The 17,933-nt window shown below is 65.2% G+C and carries 13 protein-coding genes; 2 read left to right on the top strand and 11 right to left on the bottom strand.

What is annotated here, in order from left to right; translation table 11 throughout:
- Positions 1 to 14: 14 nt before the first annotated feature.
- The gene (locus ACZ5IU_RS09260; protein ID WP_464416551.1) at positions 15 to 2,201 is read right to left on the bottom strand and encodes an NHLP family bacteriocin export ABC transporter peptidase/permease/ATPase subunit; all 2,187 of its coding nucleotides are present in this window, start codon (positions 2,199 to 2,201) and stop codon (positions 15 to 17) included.
- Positions 2,194 to 3,489: an NHLP bacteriocin system secretion protein gene (locus tag ACZ5IU_RS09255; protein WP_464416549.1), complete on the bottom strand. Its 1,296-nt coding sequence runs from the start codon at positions 3,487 to 3,489 to the stop codon at positions 2,194 to 2,196. The genes ACZ5IU_RS09260 and ACZ5IU_RS09255 overlap by 8 nt, the downstream gene beginning before the upstream one ends.
- 121 nt (positions 3,490 to 3,610) lie before the next feature.
- On the opposite strand from ACZ5IU_RS09255, the gene ACZ5IU_RS09250 reads away from it, so the two are divergent.
- Complete coding sequence (locus tag ACZ5IU_RS09250; protein ID WP_464416547.1) at positions 3,611 to 4,870, top strand: TolC family protein; 1,260 nt, start codon at positions 3,611 to 3,613, stop codon at positions 4,868 to 4,870.
- Positions 4,871 to 4,904: 34 nt separating this feature from the next.
- On the opposite strand, the gene ACZ5IU_RS09245 is transcribed toward ACZ5IU_RS09250, so the two are convergent.
- From ACZ5IU_RS09245 to ACZ5IU_RS09225, 5 genes are all read right to left on the bottom strand, one after another.
- Positions 4,905 to 5,174, bottom strand: a complete 270-nt coding sequence (locus tag ACZ5IU_RS09245; RefSeq protein ID WP_464416545.1) for a Nif11-like leader peptide family RiPP precursor — start codon at positions 5,172 to 5,174, stop codon at positions 4,905 to 4,907.
- 55 nt (positions 5,175 to 5,229) lie between these two features.
- On the bottom strand, positions 5,230 to 6,711 hold the full coding sequence (locus tag ACZ5IU_RS09240; RefSeq protein ID WP_464416543.1) for an asparagine synthase-related protein: 1,482 nt from the start codon (positions 6,709 to 6,711) through the stop codon (positions 5,230 to 5,232).
- Positions 6,712 to 6,713: 2 nt separating this feature from the next.
- Complete coding sequence (locus ACZ5IU_RS09235) at positions 6,714 to 6,983, bottom strand: Nif11-like leader peptide family RiPP precursor (protein WP_464416541.1); 270 nt, start codon at positions 6,981 to 6,983, stop codon at positions 6,714 to 6,716.
- 81 nt (positions 6,984 to 7,064) lie between these two features.
- A complete protein-coding gene (locus ACZ5IU_RS09230) occupies positions 7,065 to 8,486 on the bottom strand; it encodes a TfuA-like protein (protein WP_464416539.1) in 1,422 nt (473 codons plus the stop codon).
- Positions 8,480 to 9,829 carry a YcaO-like family protein gene (locus tag ACZ5IU_RS09225; RefSeq protein WP_464416537.1) on the bottom strand — a complete coding sequence of 450 codons (1,350 nt, stop codon included), beginning with the start codon at positions 9,827 to 9,829 and terminating at the stop codon, positions 8,480 to 8,482. The genes ACZ5IU_RS09230 and ACZ5IU_RS09225 overlap by 7 nt, the downstream gene beginning before the upstream one ends.
- Before the next feature lie 206 nt (positions 9,830 to 10,035).
- On the opposite strand from ACZ5IU_RS09225, the gene ACZ5IU_RS09220 reads away from it, so the two are divergent.
- Positions 10,036 to 11,517: a helix-turn-helix transcriptional regulator gene (locus ACZ5IU_RS09220; protein WP_464416535.1), complete on the top strand. Its 1,482-nt coding sequence runs from the start codon at positions 10,036 to 10,038 to the stop codon at positions 11,515 to 11,517.
- A gap of 120 nt (positions 11,518 to 11,637) precedes the next feature.
- Here the strand turns inward: ACZ5IU_RS09220 and ACZ5IU_RS09215 are convergent, their stop codons facing one another.
- The 4 genes from ACZ5IU_RS09215 to ACZ5IU_RS09200 all read right to left on the bottom strand — a co-directional run bounded on the left by ACZ5IU_RS09215 (position 11,638) and on the right by ACZ5IU_RS09200 (position 17,857).
- On the bottom strand, positions 11,638 to 13,119 hold the full coding sequence (locus ACZ5IU_RS09215; protein WP_464416533.1) for an ELWxxDGT repeat protein: 1,482 nt from the start codon (positions 13,117 to 13,119) through the stop codon (positions 11,638 to 11,640).
- 183 nt (positions 13,120 to 13,302) lie between these two features.
- On the bottom strand, positions 13,303 to 14,790 hold the full coding sequence (locus tag ACZ5IU_RS09210) for an ELWxxDGT repeat protein (protein WP_464416531.1): 1,488 nt from the start codon (positions 14,788 to 14,790) through the stop codon (positions 13,303 to 13,305).
- Positions 14,787 to 15,029, bottom strand: a complete 243-nt coding sequence (locus ACZ5IU_RS09205) for a hypothetical protein (protein WP_464416529.1) — start codon at positions 15,027 to 15,029, stop codon at positions 14,787 to 14,789. Before ACZ5IU_RS09205 ends, ACZ5IU_RS09210 begins: the two co-directional genes overlap by 4 nt.
- Positions 15,030 to 15,097: 68 nt before the next feature.
- Positions 15,098 to 17,857 (bottom strand): hypothetical protein, encoded by a 2,760-nt coding sequence (locus ACZ5IU_RS09200; protein WP_464416527.1) that lies wholly within the window; start codon positions 17,855 to 17,857, stop codon positions 15,098 to 15,100.
- Positions 17,858 to 17,933: the final 76 nt, after the last annotated feature.

Below are 17,933 nucleotides of genomic sequence, written 5' to 3'. Positions count from 1 at the left end.
GCTCCCTTTTCCGGTCAGTTCTCGATGAGGCCCGCGTAGCGGCCGCCGAGCGAGAGAAGCTCCTCGTGGGTTCCGCGCTCGACGACCTTCCCCTGGTGGAGCACGACAATCTCGTCGCAGTCGCGGATCGTGGACAGGCGGTGGGCGACGATGAGGCAGGTGCAGCCGCGCCTGCGGAGCGCCCTGTCGATGGCCTCCTCGGTGGGGGAATCGAGGGCGCTCGTGGCCTCGTCGAGGACGATCAGGGACGGCGACCGGACGAGCGCGCGGGCGATTTCGAGGCGCTGACGCTGGCCTCCGCTGAAGTTCCGCCCGTTTTCCTCGACGTCCGCGTCGTATCCGCCCTTCCTCGCGGCGATATCCCGGTGGATCATGGCGTCGCGACACGCCGCCACGACCTGCTCCGCCGGGACGGAGGCGTCCCAGAGCGTGACATTCTCGCGGACCGTCCCCTCGTAGAGGACGATCTCCTGATCGACGAACGCGAACGACGTTGCGAGTTCCTCCTTCGAGATCTCCCCGAGCGGCCGGCCGTCGAGAAGCACCTCTCCCGACCACGGCTCGAACAGCCCGCAGACGATCCTGGCGATCGTCGACTTTCCCGACCCCGATCCGCCGACGAGCGCGACGCGCGACCCCGGGACCAGCGTCAGCGAGAATTTTTCGATGAGCGGCTCCGCGAGGCGCGAATAGCCGAACGAGACGTCGCGGAGTTCGAGACGTCCCGAGAGGCGGACCTTCTTCCCCTTCCCCGCGAAGGCGCCCTCGCCGAGCGTCTTCCGCGGCTCCATCCGGGGGTAGCGGAAGACGTCCTCGATGCGGTTGATGTTCCCCTGCGCGGCCTGGAACGAATCCCAGAGCGTGACGAGTTCCGTCACGGGCGCGAGCGTCTGGTTCATGAGCGTCTGGAGCGCGAGAAGCATTCCCATCGTGATGACCCCGTCCATCACGCGGAACCCGCCGAGGCAGAGGACCGCCGCCGTCGCCAGCGACGAGAGCATCGGGAGGAAGGCGTTGATCCGGACGGAGATCCGGGCGAGGGACGTCCGCGCGTCGGCGATCTTCGCGAGATGTCCCGCGAGGCGCGCGAACTGGTCGTCCTCGCCGCCGAAGGACTTGATCGTCTCGATGATGTTCAGGCCGCCGACGGCCGTCCCAGCGAACTTCCCGATCTCCCCGGCGACGCGTTCGTTGAGGTCCGAGCGCTTCCGGTTCACGGAGACGAGCATGAGCGCGCAAAGGACGGCCGTCCCGACCGCGACCGTCGCGAGCTGCGGGTCGTAGAGGGTGATCATGACGCAGTAGAAGCAGACCGTGAGGCACTGGAAGACCGTCGCGGCCAGTTCCCTCGAAAGAAGCTGCGCCACCCTGTCGTTGAGTTCGACCCTGTTGCCGATCTCTCCGGCGTACCGCTGGAGGAAAAACATGTACGGCAGCTGCAGCAGGTGGTTCACGAACGACGCCGATCCCCGGACCGCCATCGCGATTTCCTGCCGCAACAGCACCGATCCCTGAAGCTGCGTGAGCGCCCCTTTGACGACGGCGACAAGCGCCATGAGCGTCAGCAGCGGCCGGAACCATTCGAACCGCCCCTCGACGAGGAGACGGTCGACGAAGACCTGCTGGAACGCGGGCTCCATGAGTCCCGGAATGACGAGCGCAAGTCCCGCGAGAACGGCGAACGCGATCGCCCCGAACGCGCCCCGAAGACGTTTCCCGAGTGCGGCCCACGGACTCCGCCCACGTCCCGCAGGAGTGAAGTCCGGGCCGGGGACGATGGAGAGCGCCACGCCCGTGAACGCCCGGTCGAGCGTCTCCCTGTCCACGATTCTGGGGCCGGAGGCGGGATCGTTGAGATACACCCGGTCTCCGACGACGCCCTCCAGGACGAGAAAGTGATTGAAGTTCCAGAAGAGGATGACCGGAAGCGGAAGATCGCAGAGCCTGTCAGGCTCCTTCCGGAACCCCTTCGCCGTCATGCCGCGCGCGCGCGCCACCTTGAGGATGTTCAGCGCCTTGCTGCCGTCGCGGCTGATGCCGCACTCCTCGCGGAGCGTCTCGAGCGGCAGGTGGAGGCCGTAATGCCCCATCACGATTCCGAGCGCGGCGGCGCCGCACTCGGTCGCCTCCATCTGGATCACGGTCGGCGTCGAGACTCGCCGGTTTTTCCAGGGGACTTCCATAATCGCGGCGTCAGGCATCCTTTTTCCCTCCGGAGCGTTCCTCTCCGATCCCGAGGAAGAAATTCCTGAGGAACGGCAGGATGAGCGTCACCGGGGCCTGCCTCCGGACGACGACCGTCGCGCCGCAGAGCGTCCCGCTCTGGAGCGTGAGGGGCGGCCCGTTCCCCGAGGACCAGTCGTAGCCGCTCTCGGTCTTCTCCGAGGGAATGAGGGCCAGCGTCACCGTGATGGGCGCGCCGCCGCGAGAGAGCGTCTGAACGAGCTGATCGTTCCCGAGAACGCGCGACATCCCCTTCGCCGACGCCGGAAAGGACGACACGTGCGTGACGCGGGCCCGCAGGACGCCGAACTCCTCCTGCTTCACGACCGACGGGGTCACCTGCGCCTCCATGCCGGGGACGATCTTCTTGCCGTCGCGCGGCTGGACGTAAGCCCGGACGAAAAGGCGTTCCGTCCCTCCCGTCGTCCTCTCGACCGAGAGCAGCGCCTCGCCCGCGCCGATGACCTGCCCCTCCGTCTTGAAGACCTCGAGGACGCGCCCCGACGCGGGGCTCCGGACCGAGGACTCGAGATCGAGCCGTTCCTCGAAGGCGATCAGCTGCTTTTCGGCGGCGAGGATCCGCATCCCGACGTCGATCTTCTCCTTCTCGCGCTGCGAGGTCGAATCGGCCGCCGTCATGGGGATCCGCGCGAGGTCTTCGTTGTAGGAGAGGATCTCCTGGAGCGCGGCGTTGTACTTGTCCTTCACGTCGAGATATTGGCTTCGCGTGATGAACTTCTTCGCGTAGAGGGCGTCGTAGCGCTCGAGCTGTTCGCGGAGGGCCGCCGCGCGTTCGCGGGCCGCGCCGAGTGACGCCGAGACCGCCTTCCTCCGGCGCGCGAGGTACTCCGTCTCGAGGGTTTTCCTTGTGTCTCCCATTTCGGCGTCCGTATCGCGCTCGACACGCAGGATCTCGAGCTTCGCCCGGAGTTCGGCGATCTGGTGACGCAGTTCGGGCTGCGCGAGGCGCGCGATGACCTGTCCTTCGGCGACCGGGTCGTCTGCGCCGGCGAGAATCGCCTCGATCCTGCCGTTCCCCGGCGAGGGGGCGTCCTCGATGCCTCCCTGCCGCAACAGGATCCCCTGGCCGCTGACGAGCGTCGTCACCGTACCGAGGAAGCCCCACGCGACCAGGACGCCGAGCAGGAGGATCGCGGCGGCGAGCGCGGCCCACGCGGACGGACGGACGACCTGGAAGAGCATGTCGAGCTGCTCGGGCGAAGACAGCCGGTCGAGGACGGACTGTCGGAAGATCTGTCGCTTCATGGCGTTCCGACTCCTTTACGTTCGCGGACATCCGTAGCGCATCCGCGGATCTTCGGGTACAATACGTATTATATTTTCATGCAAAAATTTTTTATTGTACTATATCTTTGATGGAGGAACCATGGGACACCTTCGCATGCTGCTCGCCGCTTTCGCAATATCGTTCGCGTTATCCGGAACGGCTCTTTCGTCGCCGATCTCCGAAGAGGCCTATCTCGACCTCGTCATGGAGCGGAACAACTCCCTGAAAGCCCTCCGGAACGAGATCCGTTCGAGGGGATTTTCGATCCGCTCGGACCTCGCGTCGCAGCGCCCGTCCCTGAATCTCGCGGCGGAAACCGATCGCTGGTTCGACCACGACCGCGGCGACCGCTACGTCGACCTCGCCGTGACGCACCGCTTCGACCTCGCGGGACGGTACGGCATCCAGGAACGCGATCTTGTCCTCGGACTCGACATCCTGCGCTGCTCCTACGCCGATTCCGTCAACGACCTCCTCGCGCGGGCCGCCTCGACCTACCGGAGCGCCGTCATGGCGGCGCTGAAGCGCGACGCGATGGAGCGCATCCTCGGGCAGCGGCGCCGGTCGCTGCTCGTCACGCAGGAGAAGTTCGACAAGGAACTCGTCCCGCGGCTCGATCTGTTGCGCGCGAAGTCGCAGGTCGACGACGGCGAGGCGCTCGTCCTCCAGGCGCGCCAGACCTGCGACCAGCGGCTCATCGAACTCTCTGCGCTCGCGGGGCGGACTCCCGTGACGCCCGTGGTCTCCGTCCCGACGGTCACGTCGGCGGACGCGTCCGTCGATCCCGAAACGGCGTGGCGACGTCGCCCCGACGTGACGGCGCTCCTCCTGACGAAGGAGCGCGCGTTGCTCGCCCGGTCGCTCGCCGCCAGGGGGCTTTCCCCCGTGTTCGACGTCTCCGTGGGCCTTCGCCTGATCGAGGATTACCGCTCCTCCTACGCCGAGGACCAGAAGGGCGAGGTTCTCGCGAAGATCGTCATCTCCCTCCCGGTCGCCGACGGCGGGAAGACGTCCAACGCCGTGAAGGCGCAGGCGCTTCTCGTCGAAAAGGCCGCACGGGAACTCGACGCGCGGCGCGACAGCCTCCGGAAGGAGGTCGATCTCGTCCGCGAGCGATGGATCAGCGCCCTCCAAGCCGAGTCGATCCGGCGCCGGCAGTCCGTTCGGGCCTCCGAGGAACTCGAGATCGCGGACATGATGTACCGCGAAGGGCTCGCCTCGCAGCTCGACCTCATCAACGCCCAGGAGGCCCGCCAGAAGACGCTCACGGAACACCTCTCCGCCGTCGAGGAGCTGTGGCTCGTCCTCGCCGAAGCCGACCGCGTCATGGGGCGCTACGTCCGCTCCGGGCCGGAATGAAACCGGCCTGATTCAATCTTCGCGACATGAGCCCCTACGCCGCAGCAATCGCGATGTACCCGACGATGAAGACCAGGACCATCATGATCGTTCCCCCGGTCACGGCCTCGAGTTCCTCGTCGGTCATCTCGGGATTCCGCTCGAAGACGACCTTCTGCATCTCCTGTTTCGTGAATTCGAACCCGAGTTCCTTCTTGACGTACGGCTCGATCCTCTCCGGAGTCGCCAGCTCCCGGATTTTGTCCGCCACTTTCGTGTCCTTTTCGAGAAGTTCGTAGAACGCAACGGCCGCTTCCATCGACATGTCCGATCCCTCCCGTTTTCCTCCCCCGGCGGAACGTCACCGGGGGCTTCCCTTTTCAACAATCCGCTTCTAGCAGCGTCCCGGCCGCGAAGAACCGCCAGAGCGCCCCGGCGTTCATCCGGTCAACGGCCTCAGGGCGGACGACGAATTCGCCGAGCGGCGTCGCCCCGATCAGGCGCCGGACTTCCGGACGAAGATCCGGAAGCGACGGCCCGCTGTGCCAGAAGCCCGTCTTCCGGGTCTGGAAACGCACCCGTTCCGGTACTTCCGGGAAGAGCAGCCGCAACGGGTATTTGAGCATCCCCCCGCCGTAGAGAAAGTCGAGCCGGAAGCGCGACACGAGGTCGACGACGCCCGCGTCGAGCAGCGGCGCGCTTCCCCGGAGCCCGAAATGGTCCGCGAACCGGCGGTCGTAGTGGAGCAGATACCGCAGGCTCCGCACGGTCAATCCCTGACGCCTGAGGGCGTCCCAGTCGCCGAGGTCGGCCGCGAAGAAACGGACTCCCCGGCGTCCGACGACATCCTCCCGCGACAGTCCGAGAACGTCGCACGCCCCGCCGTCGCTGAAGGCGACCCAGCTCGCCGTGCGCGTGAAGCAGCGCCGGACGATCCGGAGGTCGAGGACGGGAAAGGGCGGACGCGCCTCGTGGAGCGCCTCCAGGCGCGCCGCCGTCTCGGGATCCCGCGCGCGGAGCTTTTCCATCGCGGGAGGAAAGTGCCACGGGTACCCGCAGAAGAGCTCGTCTCCCCCCTGGCCGCTGACGACCGTCCGCACCCCCGCGCGAGCCATCGTTTCCATCAGCCGGAACTGCGGGAGGGGCGCGCCCGGAATGTGCGCCGGAATCCCGAGGACGCGGAGCATCCGCCGCAATTCGTCGAGATCCGTCGTCTCCGCGAATTCCGGAAGAACCGGCCGGACGCCGAGAGATTCCGCCGTTTCCAGCGCGAGTTCCCGATCCTCCGACCCGGGGGCGCCATAGACGAAACACTGCGGTATTCCCGTTCGGCTCCAGGCCGCCGCAATGGATGAGGAATCGACGCCTCCGCTCAGACAGAGCGCGGCGTCCTCTCCGAGCCCCTCCACGGCGTCCGCGATGCGTTCCCGAAGCCGCGGAAGCGCCTCCTCGCCCAGTTCCTCCGTCGCGTCGGGCAGAAGGTCCCGGGCCGCGACGGACCATCGTCCCGACGTTATCCGAAGGTCATGTCCGGGCGGAACTTCGTAAACGCCTTCGAAGAATGTCGCTCCGTCGGGAAAGACGGCGATTCCGGCGGCGAGGAAGTCGATCATCGCGTCCTTCCGCCACCGCTTCGGAATCCGCCCCGAACCGAACAGATCGCCGTAGGTCTTTCCGACCGCCACGCCGCCGTCGAACGTCGCGTAGACGACCGGCTCGAGTCCGAGACGATCGCGCGAAACGACGGCATCTTCTCCGGCCGGAACGACGAAGGCCCGGGAAGGGCGCCGTTCCGCCGACGCATCGGCCGGTGTTCCGGTCGTCTTCGTCGGGTTCCGTTCCCCCGGCCGGGAAGAACGCACGCCTACGCTCCTGCGCCCGCGGCCCACATAAGGAAGATGAAGAGAAGCGCCCCGAAGGATCCGCCCGTCACGGCCTCGAGCTCCTCGTCGGACATTTCCGGATTCCGCTCGTAGATGACCTTCTGCATTTCCTCCTTCGTGTAGTCGAACCCGAGAACGTTCTTGACATAGGGTTCGATCTTTTCCGGCGTTCCGAGTTCCTTGATGTGATTCTTCACGTCCTCGTCCGTCTCCAGCCGCTCGTAGAACGCAATCGCCGATTCCATCGACATGTGTGGGACACCTCCTCGTTTATTGCCCCTCTCGCCGGAGGGGTGTATCCGTACTGCTGCGTCTTATGCGCAAGGCCCCGTTCAGGCCCGGTCGCTCCCGTGATTTTCGGCGCCGTTGGAAGGCGACGCGCCGAGGACTCCGCTCCAGAGACTCCTGGATGTCTTCGCCGCGAGAAACTCCTCGATCAGGTCGATCGGCTCCATTCCGGTTTCGGGAATGACATCGGGGAGCATCGCTCCGCTCCACGGGAACCCTTCCGCCCGAAGATGCTCGCGCGCGAGCTGCATGAACGGGACGATCGACGCCCGCCGCCATTCCGCCCGCCAGATGTCTTCGTTGTCGCGGATGATCGCCTCCCGGTTCGCGGCCCTCTTCTTCCACTCCGGATATCCCCCGCGGAGACGAAGCTCGTCGAGAAGCGCATCGGTGTTTTTGCCGTGGACCCGTCCCTGCATGAACCAGCGGTGCAGACGGTGGATCAGCACCTCCTCCTCGAGAAGACGCCGGAGGTCGCCGTCGTCGAGGTCGTTTTCTGTCTTCCATCGGGCGAAATCCTCGTCGGCCTTGAGATGGAAACGCCGTCGCAAGCGTTTTTCCTCCGCCTCGACCTCCCGATCCTCCGGTTCGACGCCCCACTGCGCGGCGAGAAGGAGGACGAGCTTCCGGTTCAATGCCCGAGCGTTCAGGTCTTCGGCCTCGGGGTGCGCGAAGGTGGCCATGTCGCCGATGCACCACTGCCGGAGCGGTCCGGTCGGCGAGTCGACCGGGCGATCGCGCTCTTCGAGGGAACGGAAGATCGCGGAGTACTCCCGCCTCGCTCCGGGTTGTCGCGCCGCACGAACGGCGTCCCCGTTTTCGGCAAGTTCCCTCACGCGGCGAAGCAACGCTTCGGTATCCGCCCGCACCGGATCGGGAGCCTCGAGCAGCCATTCACGGAAGCGTTCGACGTCGTTTCCGGAGAGCTCATTCGCCGCGTGCGACTCCAGAAGCGCCTCCCACGTCCGACGGCGCCAGAAGAGCCCTTCCGCCGCGCGCGTCAGTTCGAGCGTCGCCGCTCCGGAAAGAACGGCCTCCTTCGCCGCCTCGCCCAGAACGTCCCGCATGACCACGAGCGGCACGGAGAGGAGCCGCACTCCGTCCGGTCCCATCTCCCAGTCTCCGAGAACCTCGTCGTCGCGTTCGAGTTCGCCCGACGCGACGCGCCGGAAGATGCTCCCCACGCCCTCCATGCCGCACGGTGCGAGCTCCGCCGCGCGATGCGCCCCGACACCTGCGGCTCCGACGACCTTCACGCCCGCGTCCAGCGCGTACAGGATCTCCTTGTGCCACGTGGGAAGTGACCGGTAGGGCAGGTCGCAGTCAAGAAGACCGATCACGGCCGGATGATGCTTCCGGAACGCCGCGAGGACGTCTCCCTGCGCGGCGGGGGGAAGAACGACGATACCCTGAATCGGGAGATCGATCCCGCGAAGGGACGGACCTCCGAAGACGACCGCTACCATTCGGCTCCCTCCTTCCGGAAAAGAGGACTTCTCTCGCCGTAACCGTGCTGCATCGCAGCTTTCGCCCTCGCTCCGGGGCTGTAGTAGGGGAAGATGTACCCCTCGGCTCCCGGGATCACGACCCGCACGGCCTGGACGGGGTCGTCGGCGCGAGAGAGACGGAAGACGATCACGCGGTCCAGTCCGACCGAGGCGAGGCGGCGCAGGATGAAGGCGACGTCGTCCTCGAACGCGTCGAAGATCGTGTTCCAGAGGCCGGAGAGGTCGAGGCGCTCCGAAACGCTCTTCTCCGTCTGCCGCATCGCCCACGCACCGTCGGAGCGGAGCACCCTCCGGTACTCCTTCGACGGCACGATGTCCCTGACTCCGGAGAGAAAGACGCAGCGCGACTGCACCGACTCGGTGATCGCCCGGATCATGGCGGTCTCGTGGTCGATGGCGCTCCCCATGCCGTGGGCCGTGGCGATGGAACTCCTCTCTTCGAGATCCATGAGGTAGCAGTTCCACGTCGGGATGCCGACATCCGTACCGTTTTCCGCGAGCATCATCCCGATCCCGGCTGCGCGGACGCGCTCCGCGAGTTCGCGGACCCTCGGAAAGAGAATCGTTTCGAGACGCGCGATCCGGCGGACGGGAGCGGAAAATCCGGCCGCCCGGGCCGCCATCGTGCAACAGGTGACGGAATCCCGTTCGACGACTTCCAGAAGCGCCTGGGTGACCGCCTCGAGAAGATGGACGCCGCACGCAAGGCCGTTCGACCCCGCCTGGAAGAGCAGCCCCTCGGAAAGATCCGCGAGCTTGCGTTTTCCGCAGCCCGGGGAGAGGCGGACGAGTTCTAGGGGGACCGGGACCTCCTCCCCTTTGACCAGGTCCCACCCCAGGACCCACGGGATATCGAGATCCCTGTGGAAGAAGGAGTGGGGCGTCAGGGGCAGCCGTTCCGGAGGGATCATGGGGTATTTCCGCGACAGTTCGTTCCACGTTCCCCGGAACGACGGGATCTCCGCATTGACGCCGAACCAACGTTCGAGCGACTCTCCGGCCGCGGACAGCCGCGCGGCCGTCGGCGTGAATCCCTTGCCGTGGGCGGCCGTATACCCGTCGAGGCTCGGCCGGAGCACGTTGAAGACCGGGATGCCGATTCGGTCGAGCTGCGTGATGTCCGAAACCCGCGTCACGCCCGTCTTCTCGAGGAAGGGGCGGAAAGTTTCCCAGGCCTCGCCGGCGAAAACCGGGTGCGGCGACGTTCCCTCCGTGTCGGACGCCTTCGAAAGACGCATTTCGCAGCCCCGGAAGAAGACGGGCGACGAACGGGAAGCCACGGTCATGCAGGTTTCGGACACAGGAAACACGCTCCTCTCGGGACAAAACCGCGCCCGGATCCTTCGGGAAAAAAGATCGGTCCGGGGTGAAATCCAATGCAGTGTACCAAGGGAAACAGGCGCGAGGTAAGGGTGAAAAACATCCCCTCCCCTTGCGAAAGCTGTGATCCCACGATCCTACGGCTCTTTCGACGTGTGATATGCTTTTTTGAAGGAGGGAGATAGTGGTGACTACTGTTCCGGGTTCGTCGCGGGCAGGCGCGGCGGCCGTTTTTTTCCCGGCCTTCGCGCGGAATTCCGCAGGGTTGGGAACGCTGCTGCTCTGGCAGTGGCTCACCGTCCTGAAAGGGCCCCTCTTCGGGGTCGCCTCCTCGGCGCTGTTTCGCGAGCGTCGCATGGGCTACGTCGTCTTTTCGATCGTCCTGTGCGCAGCGTTGTTCGTCATCGCGCGATTCGGAGCGCGCCTTTCGCGTTCGTGGAACCGAAACGTCCTGTGGTACGCCGCCGTTCCCATGGCGCTCGCATGGCTTCCTGCTGCGGCGGCGAACGGGCTGTCGCACGCGGCGGCCGTCCTCGTCCTCTCGCTTCCGGCCATCGGGTCGGCGTTCCAGATAACATCGTGGGAATGGACGCTTTCCCGGTCTCCGAAAGCGCATCGGTCGACGGTCTTCGGCGCGGCGTGCGCCGTCCGGACGTTGGCGATCCTCGCGCTCACCCTTCTCGTTCCTACCCTGCTTCCCTTCGCGGCGCCGCTTCTTCCGTTCCTCGCCGCCCGCCTCTGGCCCGTTCCCGCCGAGGACGACGCAGGGCCGGCCGAGGACGACGCGTCGGAGGCCCCGGGCGGACCGTCGCGGAACGGCGTCCGGCTTCCGGCGGCATTCGTCCTCCGCGCCGCGTCGTTTTTCGTCGTCTCCGCGATGTTCGTGTCGCTCTTCCTGGCCAGGATGGGCGGCCGGATGGGACTCGCCGACGTCTTCAGCGACCCGTTCTCCACGATCGGCGCTCTCGCGGTCGCGATCTATCTCCGCCGCACCCCGGATCCGGATCGGGGGAAGGTCTATCTCTGCGCCGAAACGCTTCTGGCGATCGGATTTCTCTCCCTCGCGGCCGTCGGTTCGAGGAGCCCCTTTTTCCCGATGGCGTGCCTCCAGTCCGGCGCCGGGATCTTCGGCTCCTTCATCTTCGCCGAGATTCTCCGGTTAGGGGCGCAGGCCGGGCGCGACTTGGCGCTGCCACTCGTCGCGACAGGGCAGCTGGTCGTCACGGGGTCGCTGCTCGCCGGTACGCTGCTCGCCTCCGCGATAGGATCCCTCGCGGCTGCGGACGGCCTCTCCATCGTGCTGACATCGGGTCTTCTCGGCATCGGAATTCTCTTCTTCGCCGGCCTGTTCTTCAGAAACGGGCGATCGGGAGACGCCGCGAGGGACGTTCCCGACGGAACCGGAGACGCCTTGCGGGCGACGGTCCCGGACGAGACACCGAGAGGGGAGGAGCTTCTGGGACTCAGGTTGTTGCAGTCGGGTCTTTCGCGCAGGGAGGTATGCGTCGCGCTTCTCGTCGCGCAGGGACGGTCGAACGACGAGATCGCCGGGATCCTGTATATCACGGCCAATACGGTCCGCTCGCACATGAAGAGCATCAACAGGAAAACGGGGGCTTCCTCTCGGTCGGAGTTGAGGGAACAGCTGGAACAGCTACAGCGGCAATGACGGAAACGAGTTTTCCCCCCCCAATCGCCGCAGGCCGTGTACGCATACGGGGAGGCGCCCCGGGCGCATCGCCCGGGGCGCCTCCCCTCCCTTCCCGAAGATGACTTTGAACGGGTTCGTTCAGCGCCGCAGGAACGACGCGAGGACCAGCGGGACGAGCGACAGCCACGCGAATCCTCCGGCCGTCACGCGACAACCCCCGCCGCCGGAAAGCGCGTCGAGAAGGGCATCCGTCCACCACGGCTCGGCGCCGTGAATCCCGTCGTCGGCCTTGAACCAGACCCTGTTGTTCAGAAACCTCGCTCCGACCGGGGCGCTTCCCGTCGCGCCGGGGCGCACATCGCGCAGCATCGCCGTCCCGGCGTCCCATCCGTCGGTCACCCAGGGCTCAGCGCCGTGAACGCCGTCGGTCGCGAAAAAGACGACCGTATAGAACGTCGAGGCCATTTCGCCCCAGGAGATGCTTCCGTCGGGAGCGCCCGGGTTGACATCCTTCACCATCTGCGTTCCGGCCGTCGTCCCGTCGGTCCTCCACGGCTCCGCGCCGTGGACCCCGTCGTTGCCGATGAAGAGCAGCATCGGGTCGGCGACCGCGAACGCGTAGGGGTTCCCGTTCGCGGGGCCGGGGTTGATATCCCTGAGAAGCGCGGCGCCGGCGTAGTCGCCCGGGGCGACGGACCAGAGTTCCTGTCCGTGAGCGGCGTCGAACGCGGCGAAGACGAGCTTCCCGTTGAAGAGATTCATCCCGGACGGGAAGGCGCTCCCTGTCGGGTTCACAGTGTACATCTTCGTCCCGGCGTTCGTGCCGTCCGACTCCCAGAGCTGCCGTCCGATCGCGCCGTTATCGGCGGCGAAGTACGCGACCGCGCCCGAGCCCGGATAGTACGGCTGGGACGGGTACCCGTTCGCCGCGCCGGGATTGATGTCCTTCACGAGGAACGTACCCGCAGCCGTTCCGTCGGAGACCCAGAGCTCCCGTCCGTGGACGCCGTCGTCCGCGGTGAACAGCACCTTCCCCCAGGAGCTCCCGATATGCGTCAGATATTGCGGGGAGCTTCCGCCGGCCCCCGGATTGATATCCTTGACGAGAACCGTTCCCGCAGCCGTTCCGTCCGTCTTCCAGAGTTCATCTCCGTGAACGCCGTCATCCGCGGAAAAGAAAATCACGCCCGCGGCGATCTCGAACCATCCCGGGTTCGAGTCCGCCGCCCCCGGATTGATGTCCTTGACGAGAACCGTTCCCGCAGCTGTTCCGTCCGTCTTCCAGAGTTCGTCTCCGGCGATGCCGTTGTTCGCCCGGAAGAGGACGAAGTCTCCGCCGACAGCGAGCATTCCCGTCGGGTCGGAGTCGCCCGGGCCGGGGTTGATGTCCGCCAGAATCTGTGTTCCGGTCGTCGTTCCGTTGGAGATCCAGAGTTCCTTGCCGGCGATGCCGTCGTTTCCATTCAGAATGTAGATACCGGAACCGAGATAGACGAATTCGTCGCTGTTCCCGCTCTGGATTCCGGGCCGGATATCCCTGAGCAGGTTTGTCGCGGCCAGTCCCGACGTCGCACACGCGAGCACGAGACACACCGAAAAGACTCCCCGCAGAAGACGCATACAGCATCCCTCCTCTTCTTTGCGTTTCTTTGATTTCTGCATGGTATTCCTTCCAGAAAAATGCGTACGGTTCTTTCGGCTCATGCGCCGCGCGACCTGCGGAACGCGGAGACAAAAAAAAGAAACGCCCCGGGAGGAGCGTTTCTTCGGGTGATACATGCGACGATTTCGGAAGGCGCGATATCAGCGGCGTCTTCCGAAAAAGGCGGCCAGCGGCAGGAGAAGCAGCGGAATCAGGGGCGAGGCCCCGAGCGCGCATCCCCCGTTTTTCGCGGAAGATGCCGGCGCGGAGGTTCCGTCCGTCCACCAGGGCTCGGAGCCCCGACCGGTCTCGGCGCGGAACCAGAGCGTCGCTCCTCCAACGTACAGGATCGACGGACGGCTTGAGGACGGACTTCCGTCCGCGTCGACAAGCATCGTCGTTCCTTCGGCCGTTCCGTCCGAGATCCAGAGCTCCATGCCGCATTTCCCGTCGTCGGCCGGAAAGACGAGCCTGTTTCCGAACGCGACAAACGACGAGGCGGAGCCGAAAAGCGCCCCTCCTCGCCTGATTTCCGCGACCATCCGCGTCCCTTCGGAAGTTCCGTCGGATGTCCAGAGCTGCGATCCGTGAATGGCGTCGTCGGCCTGGAAGAACACCCTCCCTCCCGCAAACGTGAAGCACGACGGCGTCGAGGACGCCGTCCCGGCCGCGATATCTGCGAGCATCGATGGGGATTCGTCGCCGTCCCGCAAGATCCAGGGCTCCAGTCCGTGAACGCCGTCATCGGCCGCGAAGACGAGAATTCCGTTTCCGTACGCCATGTCCGACGTCCAGCGAAGCGTTCCCTGCCCGAACGCGACGGCGATCCGCGTTCCCGAACGGGTTCCGTCGCTCTCCCAGATCGCGCGGCCCGATACGCCGTCGTCCGCGAGAAAAAAGACCTTTCTCGAAGCGGCCACGATTCCAGACGGCATCGATCCGCCTCCTCCGCGCCGGATGTCGCGCACGAGTCGCGTTCCGGAACAAGTCCCGTCGCTCGTCCAGAGTTCGACGCCGTGCGTCCCGTCGTCGGCGGAGAAAAAGATTCGATCGCCGACGGGAACGAGCGAGGAGATCCTCGCGCCAGTCCCCCTCGGATTGATAGTATACAGAAGCGACGTCCCGACTTCCGTTCCGTCGCTCGTCCAGAGTTCCCTGTCCCCGGACGCGTTCGAAGCCTCGAAAAAGATTCTGTTCCCGGCAGCGACGAGTTTCGCGGGAGCCGCCCCTTCGCCGGGAGCGGGCACGAGGTCGGCGACCATTCGCGTTCCGTCAGGCGTCCCGTCGCTCGTCCAGAGCTCGCAGCCGTGGATCCCGTCGTTCGCGGCAAAATACGCCCTTCCTCCGTGCACTACGAAGAAACCGGGATTGCTGCTGCCCGTTCCTCTATTGATATCGGCCACGAGAAACGGAACCTCTCCCGGACCTTTCGTGGCCCAGAGTTCCTTCCCCTTCCGCCCGTCGTCGGCATCGAAGAGGAACAGACCGCCGACGGCCGTCATCGAAAGGGGTGCGCTCCCGTGAAGTCCGACGGACATCCCTCGGACGGGTTCCGTCCCCGCGAACGCCTGGGAGCACAAGAAAAGACACACCGCGAGAAAACGCGCGAAAACAGATCCGATGCACCGGAACCAACCAAGGCCGGTCATTCGAGTTCCTCCCCGAGGCTCTCCTCGAGAAGCCTGCGCGTCGTGACAATTTCCTCCTCCACGCGCTCAAGCATTGCCTTTCTCTTTTCCGGATCGATCGTCGCGGCTTTGGGGTCGGACACCAGGTACGTCCGCTTCTTTTCGAGAATCACCAGAAGCTGTTCGCGCTCCCGGATCATCCGCATCCGTTCGATGCGCTCCTGCTGGTCGCTGTCTTCCTTGACGAATGCGCCGCTCATGCCCGTCCCTCCCCGACATGCAGATTGTGTTATTGTACCCCACAAACGCGAAACGGGGGGAGAAGGGACTACCGTTTTCGAAGCGCCGCGGCGGGAAGAACGAACAGAAACGCAAAAAACGCGCCCGTGCCGGCGGAACATCCACCTCCGCCGCTCGCGGGAGAGGTCGTCGGCGTTGCGCTCGGTCCTTTCGTCGGCGATGGCGACGGCTCCGCGACGATAATATCGCATCGGGCGACGAGCCCTCCCGCCCGGGCCGTCACGATGGCGCGTCCGGGCGAAACGGCCGTGACGCTCACAGAGTTTCCCGTTACGCCGCTCAGCGTCACGACGTCGCGCAGCACCCGGTTCCCCTCCGGCGGCGAGAAAGTTTCGACGCCCCACAAAACATCTCCGGCAACGGGGCGACGAACGGCGGTGAGGGCAAAAGATCTCCCGACGACGACCGCGTCCGTCGGACACCTCTCTATGGCCAGCGTCCACGGCGTCGGCGCGACGCTCGGCGTCGGAATCGGTTCGACCCTCGCGATGTACAGGATGTTCTCGATCCTGCTGTCGGCTTTTCCGTCGAACACGAAGAGAACATCGTTCCCGGTGCTCAGGGTGGCGTTTTTGAAAGTCCTTCCGCCGGGAGACGGGCCGTCGACGACGAACACCGTCATCCACACCGTGAGATGGTCCACGGGGATGCGTCCGCCGCTCCGGATCTCGTCCGCGTCGGCCGCGACGAAACTCTGGCGGTCGAGAAGCGGCTTCGCGCGCCCCCCAAGATCGCTGGTGATATCGGAGGCGTTTCCTGAGATCGGGCGGCTCCTGAGCGTGAAGGCACTCCAGAAGAGTTTCCGCCAGTCCCCCGAGAAATCGTATCCGGCGAGCTTCCCCGCTGGGATCGTGAAACGGAGCTGCACTGGAAGGATGCCGCGCCCTCCGGCCGGGTCGACTCCCTCGACGGAGAACGCGTCGTACCAGACGAGCGCGTCTCCCTCCGCCGCGCGGAGCGCCGCGATGCCGGGGAAGTCCGATGGATCGGGGTTCCGGATGAATTCCGCGCGTCCGACGTCGAGATCGTCCGAGATGACGGAGATATCGCCGCTCAGATCCGGGAGAACGGCCCTCAGCCCCGCGACGATCGCGGGAGCCTCGCAGTCGCACGGGGCGTGGACGAAGAGGACCGAACAGTCGGGGGAACAGTCGTTCGAGACGAGACGCAGCGCGAACGCGAAGTAGTTCGTGTTCCACCGCCCCCGGACGGTCGTCCCGTCCTGCGCGGCGAAGACGAAATCGCTGTTCGCCATCGGCTGGATCGTCTTCGTGAACGCGGGGTAGACGGCGCTCCCGCAATTCAGGGTAATGATGTCGCCCGCTTCGGGATCGCCCACGCCTTTTCCGTTCCAGCGCCAGAAGTCGCCGTATCGGTAGGCGGCGTCGATCGTATACGATCCCATAGGCAGCCCGAGAAAAAGAAGAGGCGTCGATCCGTAGATTCCCCGTCCCCCGATATCCGGAATTTCCGGACGGTCGACCGCGTCGACGAACAGATATGGCAGCGTATCGCAGAGCCCGCAATCCGTCCCGCAGATTCCGTGCGCCGTGAGATCGCCGCAGCAGCCGGAAACGTCGAGCTTTCGTACGCCGAGGTTCTGGACCAGGACCCTCGGAACGAAATACGTCTCCGGCATGCCGCACGGATTCGCCCCGCAATCGCACGAGTCGGGACCGAGAAGCTCGAATCCTCCGTACCAGACGCCCAGATCGAGCGCCTCGCCGAACCGGATGTCGGCGATCTCGGTCAGATCCCAGGACGCGAACAGATCGAGGGACGTGAGCGATCCGAACAGACTCGTCCGCCACAGATAGCGGTCCAGAAGAAGTCCCATCTGGTCGGATGAGGTTCCCGTGTATTGCGGACAAGAGTTGTAATCCTTCTTCCACGGTCTGACGACGACATCGGAAAAATCGGGGAGGTCGCATGGCGATTCGGGATCCACCATGCTGTCAAGCAACTGCGTCAGCCAGAAGATGTGTGAATTCGGCGCAACCCTGACCCGGACGATATCCGCCGCGTCGTTCAGGCGCGCGACAGTCAGCGGGAAGCCCATGAATGCCGGCGTCCATTGGTCCGGGACATAGGCGAAACGAAGATCCTGGCAGCAGTATACTCCCGCGCGATCCGGCACGTCGAACCATACGCGGAGGCTCTGCCCGACGACATCCGCGTAGTCGCGCGCCGCACAGTCGTTCAGCGAAAAGCGCAGTCCGCAACACGCCGTCGAACAGGCGCCGGCACCCCCTCCGAAGAGATCGAGAAGGTTCAGGGTCCCGATCGTCTGCTGCGCGTCAGCGGAGACGAACACGCGGAGCGGAATCTCGACGGCGTTTTCGAGTCCCGGAGCGTTTCGGGTCGTCCGCAGCAACGCGCCGAACCATGAGAGCGGTGGGTCGGTCGCATCGTGCGAGATGTATCCTCCCTCAGTGCACGGCCCCCATGAATCGAGGACGTTCCAATCGGAACGAATCGTGACGAGCCCGGCCTTCACGAGAAAATCGAAGCTGGCAACCGATGCGTCGTCCCGGCTCAGAACGAAGGAAAAACCGGGAACATCCGCGGACAGAATCCCCTTGTTCCAGGAATTCAGAATGAGAGGGAAGGGAGACAGAGCGGACATATCCCCGCTGATCGTAAACATGTCGAACGCGCCCGAAACGCCGTAAGGGGCAAGAACGGCGTCTTCTCCGCCGCCGAGGGCATTCGCCGCCTCCCCCGACAGAAGCGCGAAAAGGAACGAAAGGATAGAAACATATCGTCGCGGGCCATGCAAGATTTTCATATCCGATCGATCCCTCCTGAGGGCCAAGGCACACGGAAAATTCTTCTGTACTCTTTTTCCTATATTGAGAATAGTC

The sequence above is a fragment of the Lactivibrio alcoholicus genome, assembly GCF_055390895.1.
This window is presented reverse-complemented; position numbering and strand designations above follow the sequence as displayed.

Bases quoted from the DNA above. Each gene is read 5' to 3' on its own strand.
- ACZ5IU_RS09260 (WP_464416551.1), bottom strand. From the start codon at position 2,201: ATGCCTGACGCCGCGATTATGGAAGTCCCCTGGAAAAACCGGCGAGTC.
- ACZ5IU_RS09255 (WP_464416549.1), bottom strand. From the start codon at position 3,489: ATGAAGCGACAGATCTTCCGACAGTCCGTCCTCGACCGGCTGTCTTCG.
- ACZ5IU_RS09250 (WP_464416547.1), top strand. From the start codon at position 3,611: ATGGGACACCTTCGCATGCTGCTCGCCGCTTTCGCAATATCGTTCGCG.
- ACZ5IU_RS09245 (WP_464416545.1), bottom strand. From the start codon at position 5,174: ATGTCGATGGAAGCGGCCGTTGCGTTCTACGAACTTCTCGAAAAGGAC.
- ACZ5IU_RS09235 (WP_464416541.1), bottom strand. From the start codon at position 6,983: ATGTCGATGGAATCGGCGATTGCGTTCTACGAGCGGCTGGAGACGGAC.
- ACZ5IU_RS09230 (WP_464416539.1), bottom strand. From the start codon at position 8,486: ATGGTAGCGGTCGTCTTCGGAGGTCCGTCCCTTCGCGGGATCGATCTC.
- ACZ5IU_RS09215 (WP_464416533.1), bottom strand. From the start codon at position 13,119: ATGCGTCTTCTGCGGGGAGTCTTTTCGGTGTGTCTCGTGCTCGCGTGT.
- ACZ5IU_RS09210 (WP_464416531.1), bottom strand. From the start codon at position 14,790: ATGACCGGCCTTGGTTGGTTCCGGTGCATCGGATCTGTTTTCGCGCGT.
- ACZ5IU_RS09205 (WP_464416529.1), bottom strand. From the start codon at position 15,029: ATGAGCGGCGCATTCGTCAAGGAAGACAGCGACCAGCAGGAGCGCATC.
- ACZ5IU_RS09200 (WP_464416527.1), bottom strand. From the start codon at position 17,857: ATGAAAATCTTGCATGGCCCGCGACGATATGTTTCTATCCTTTCGTTC.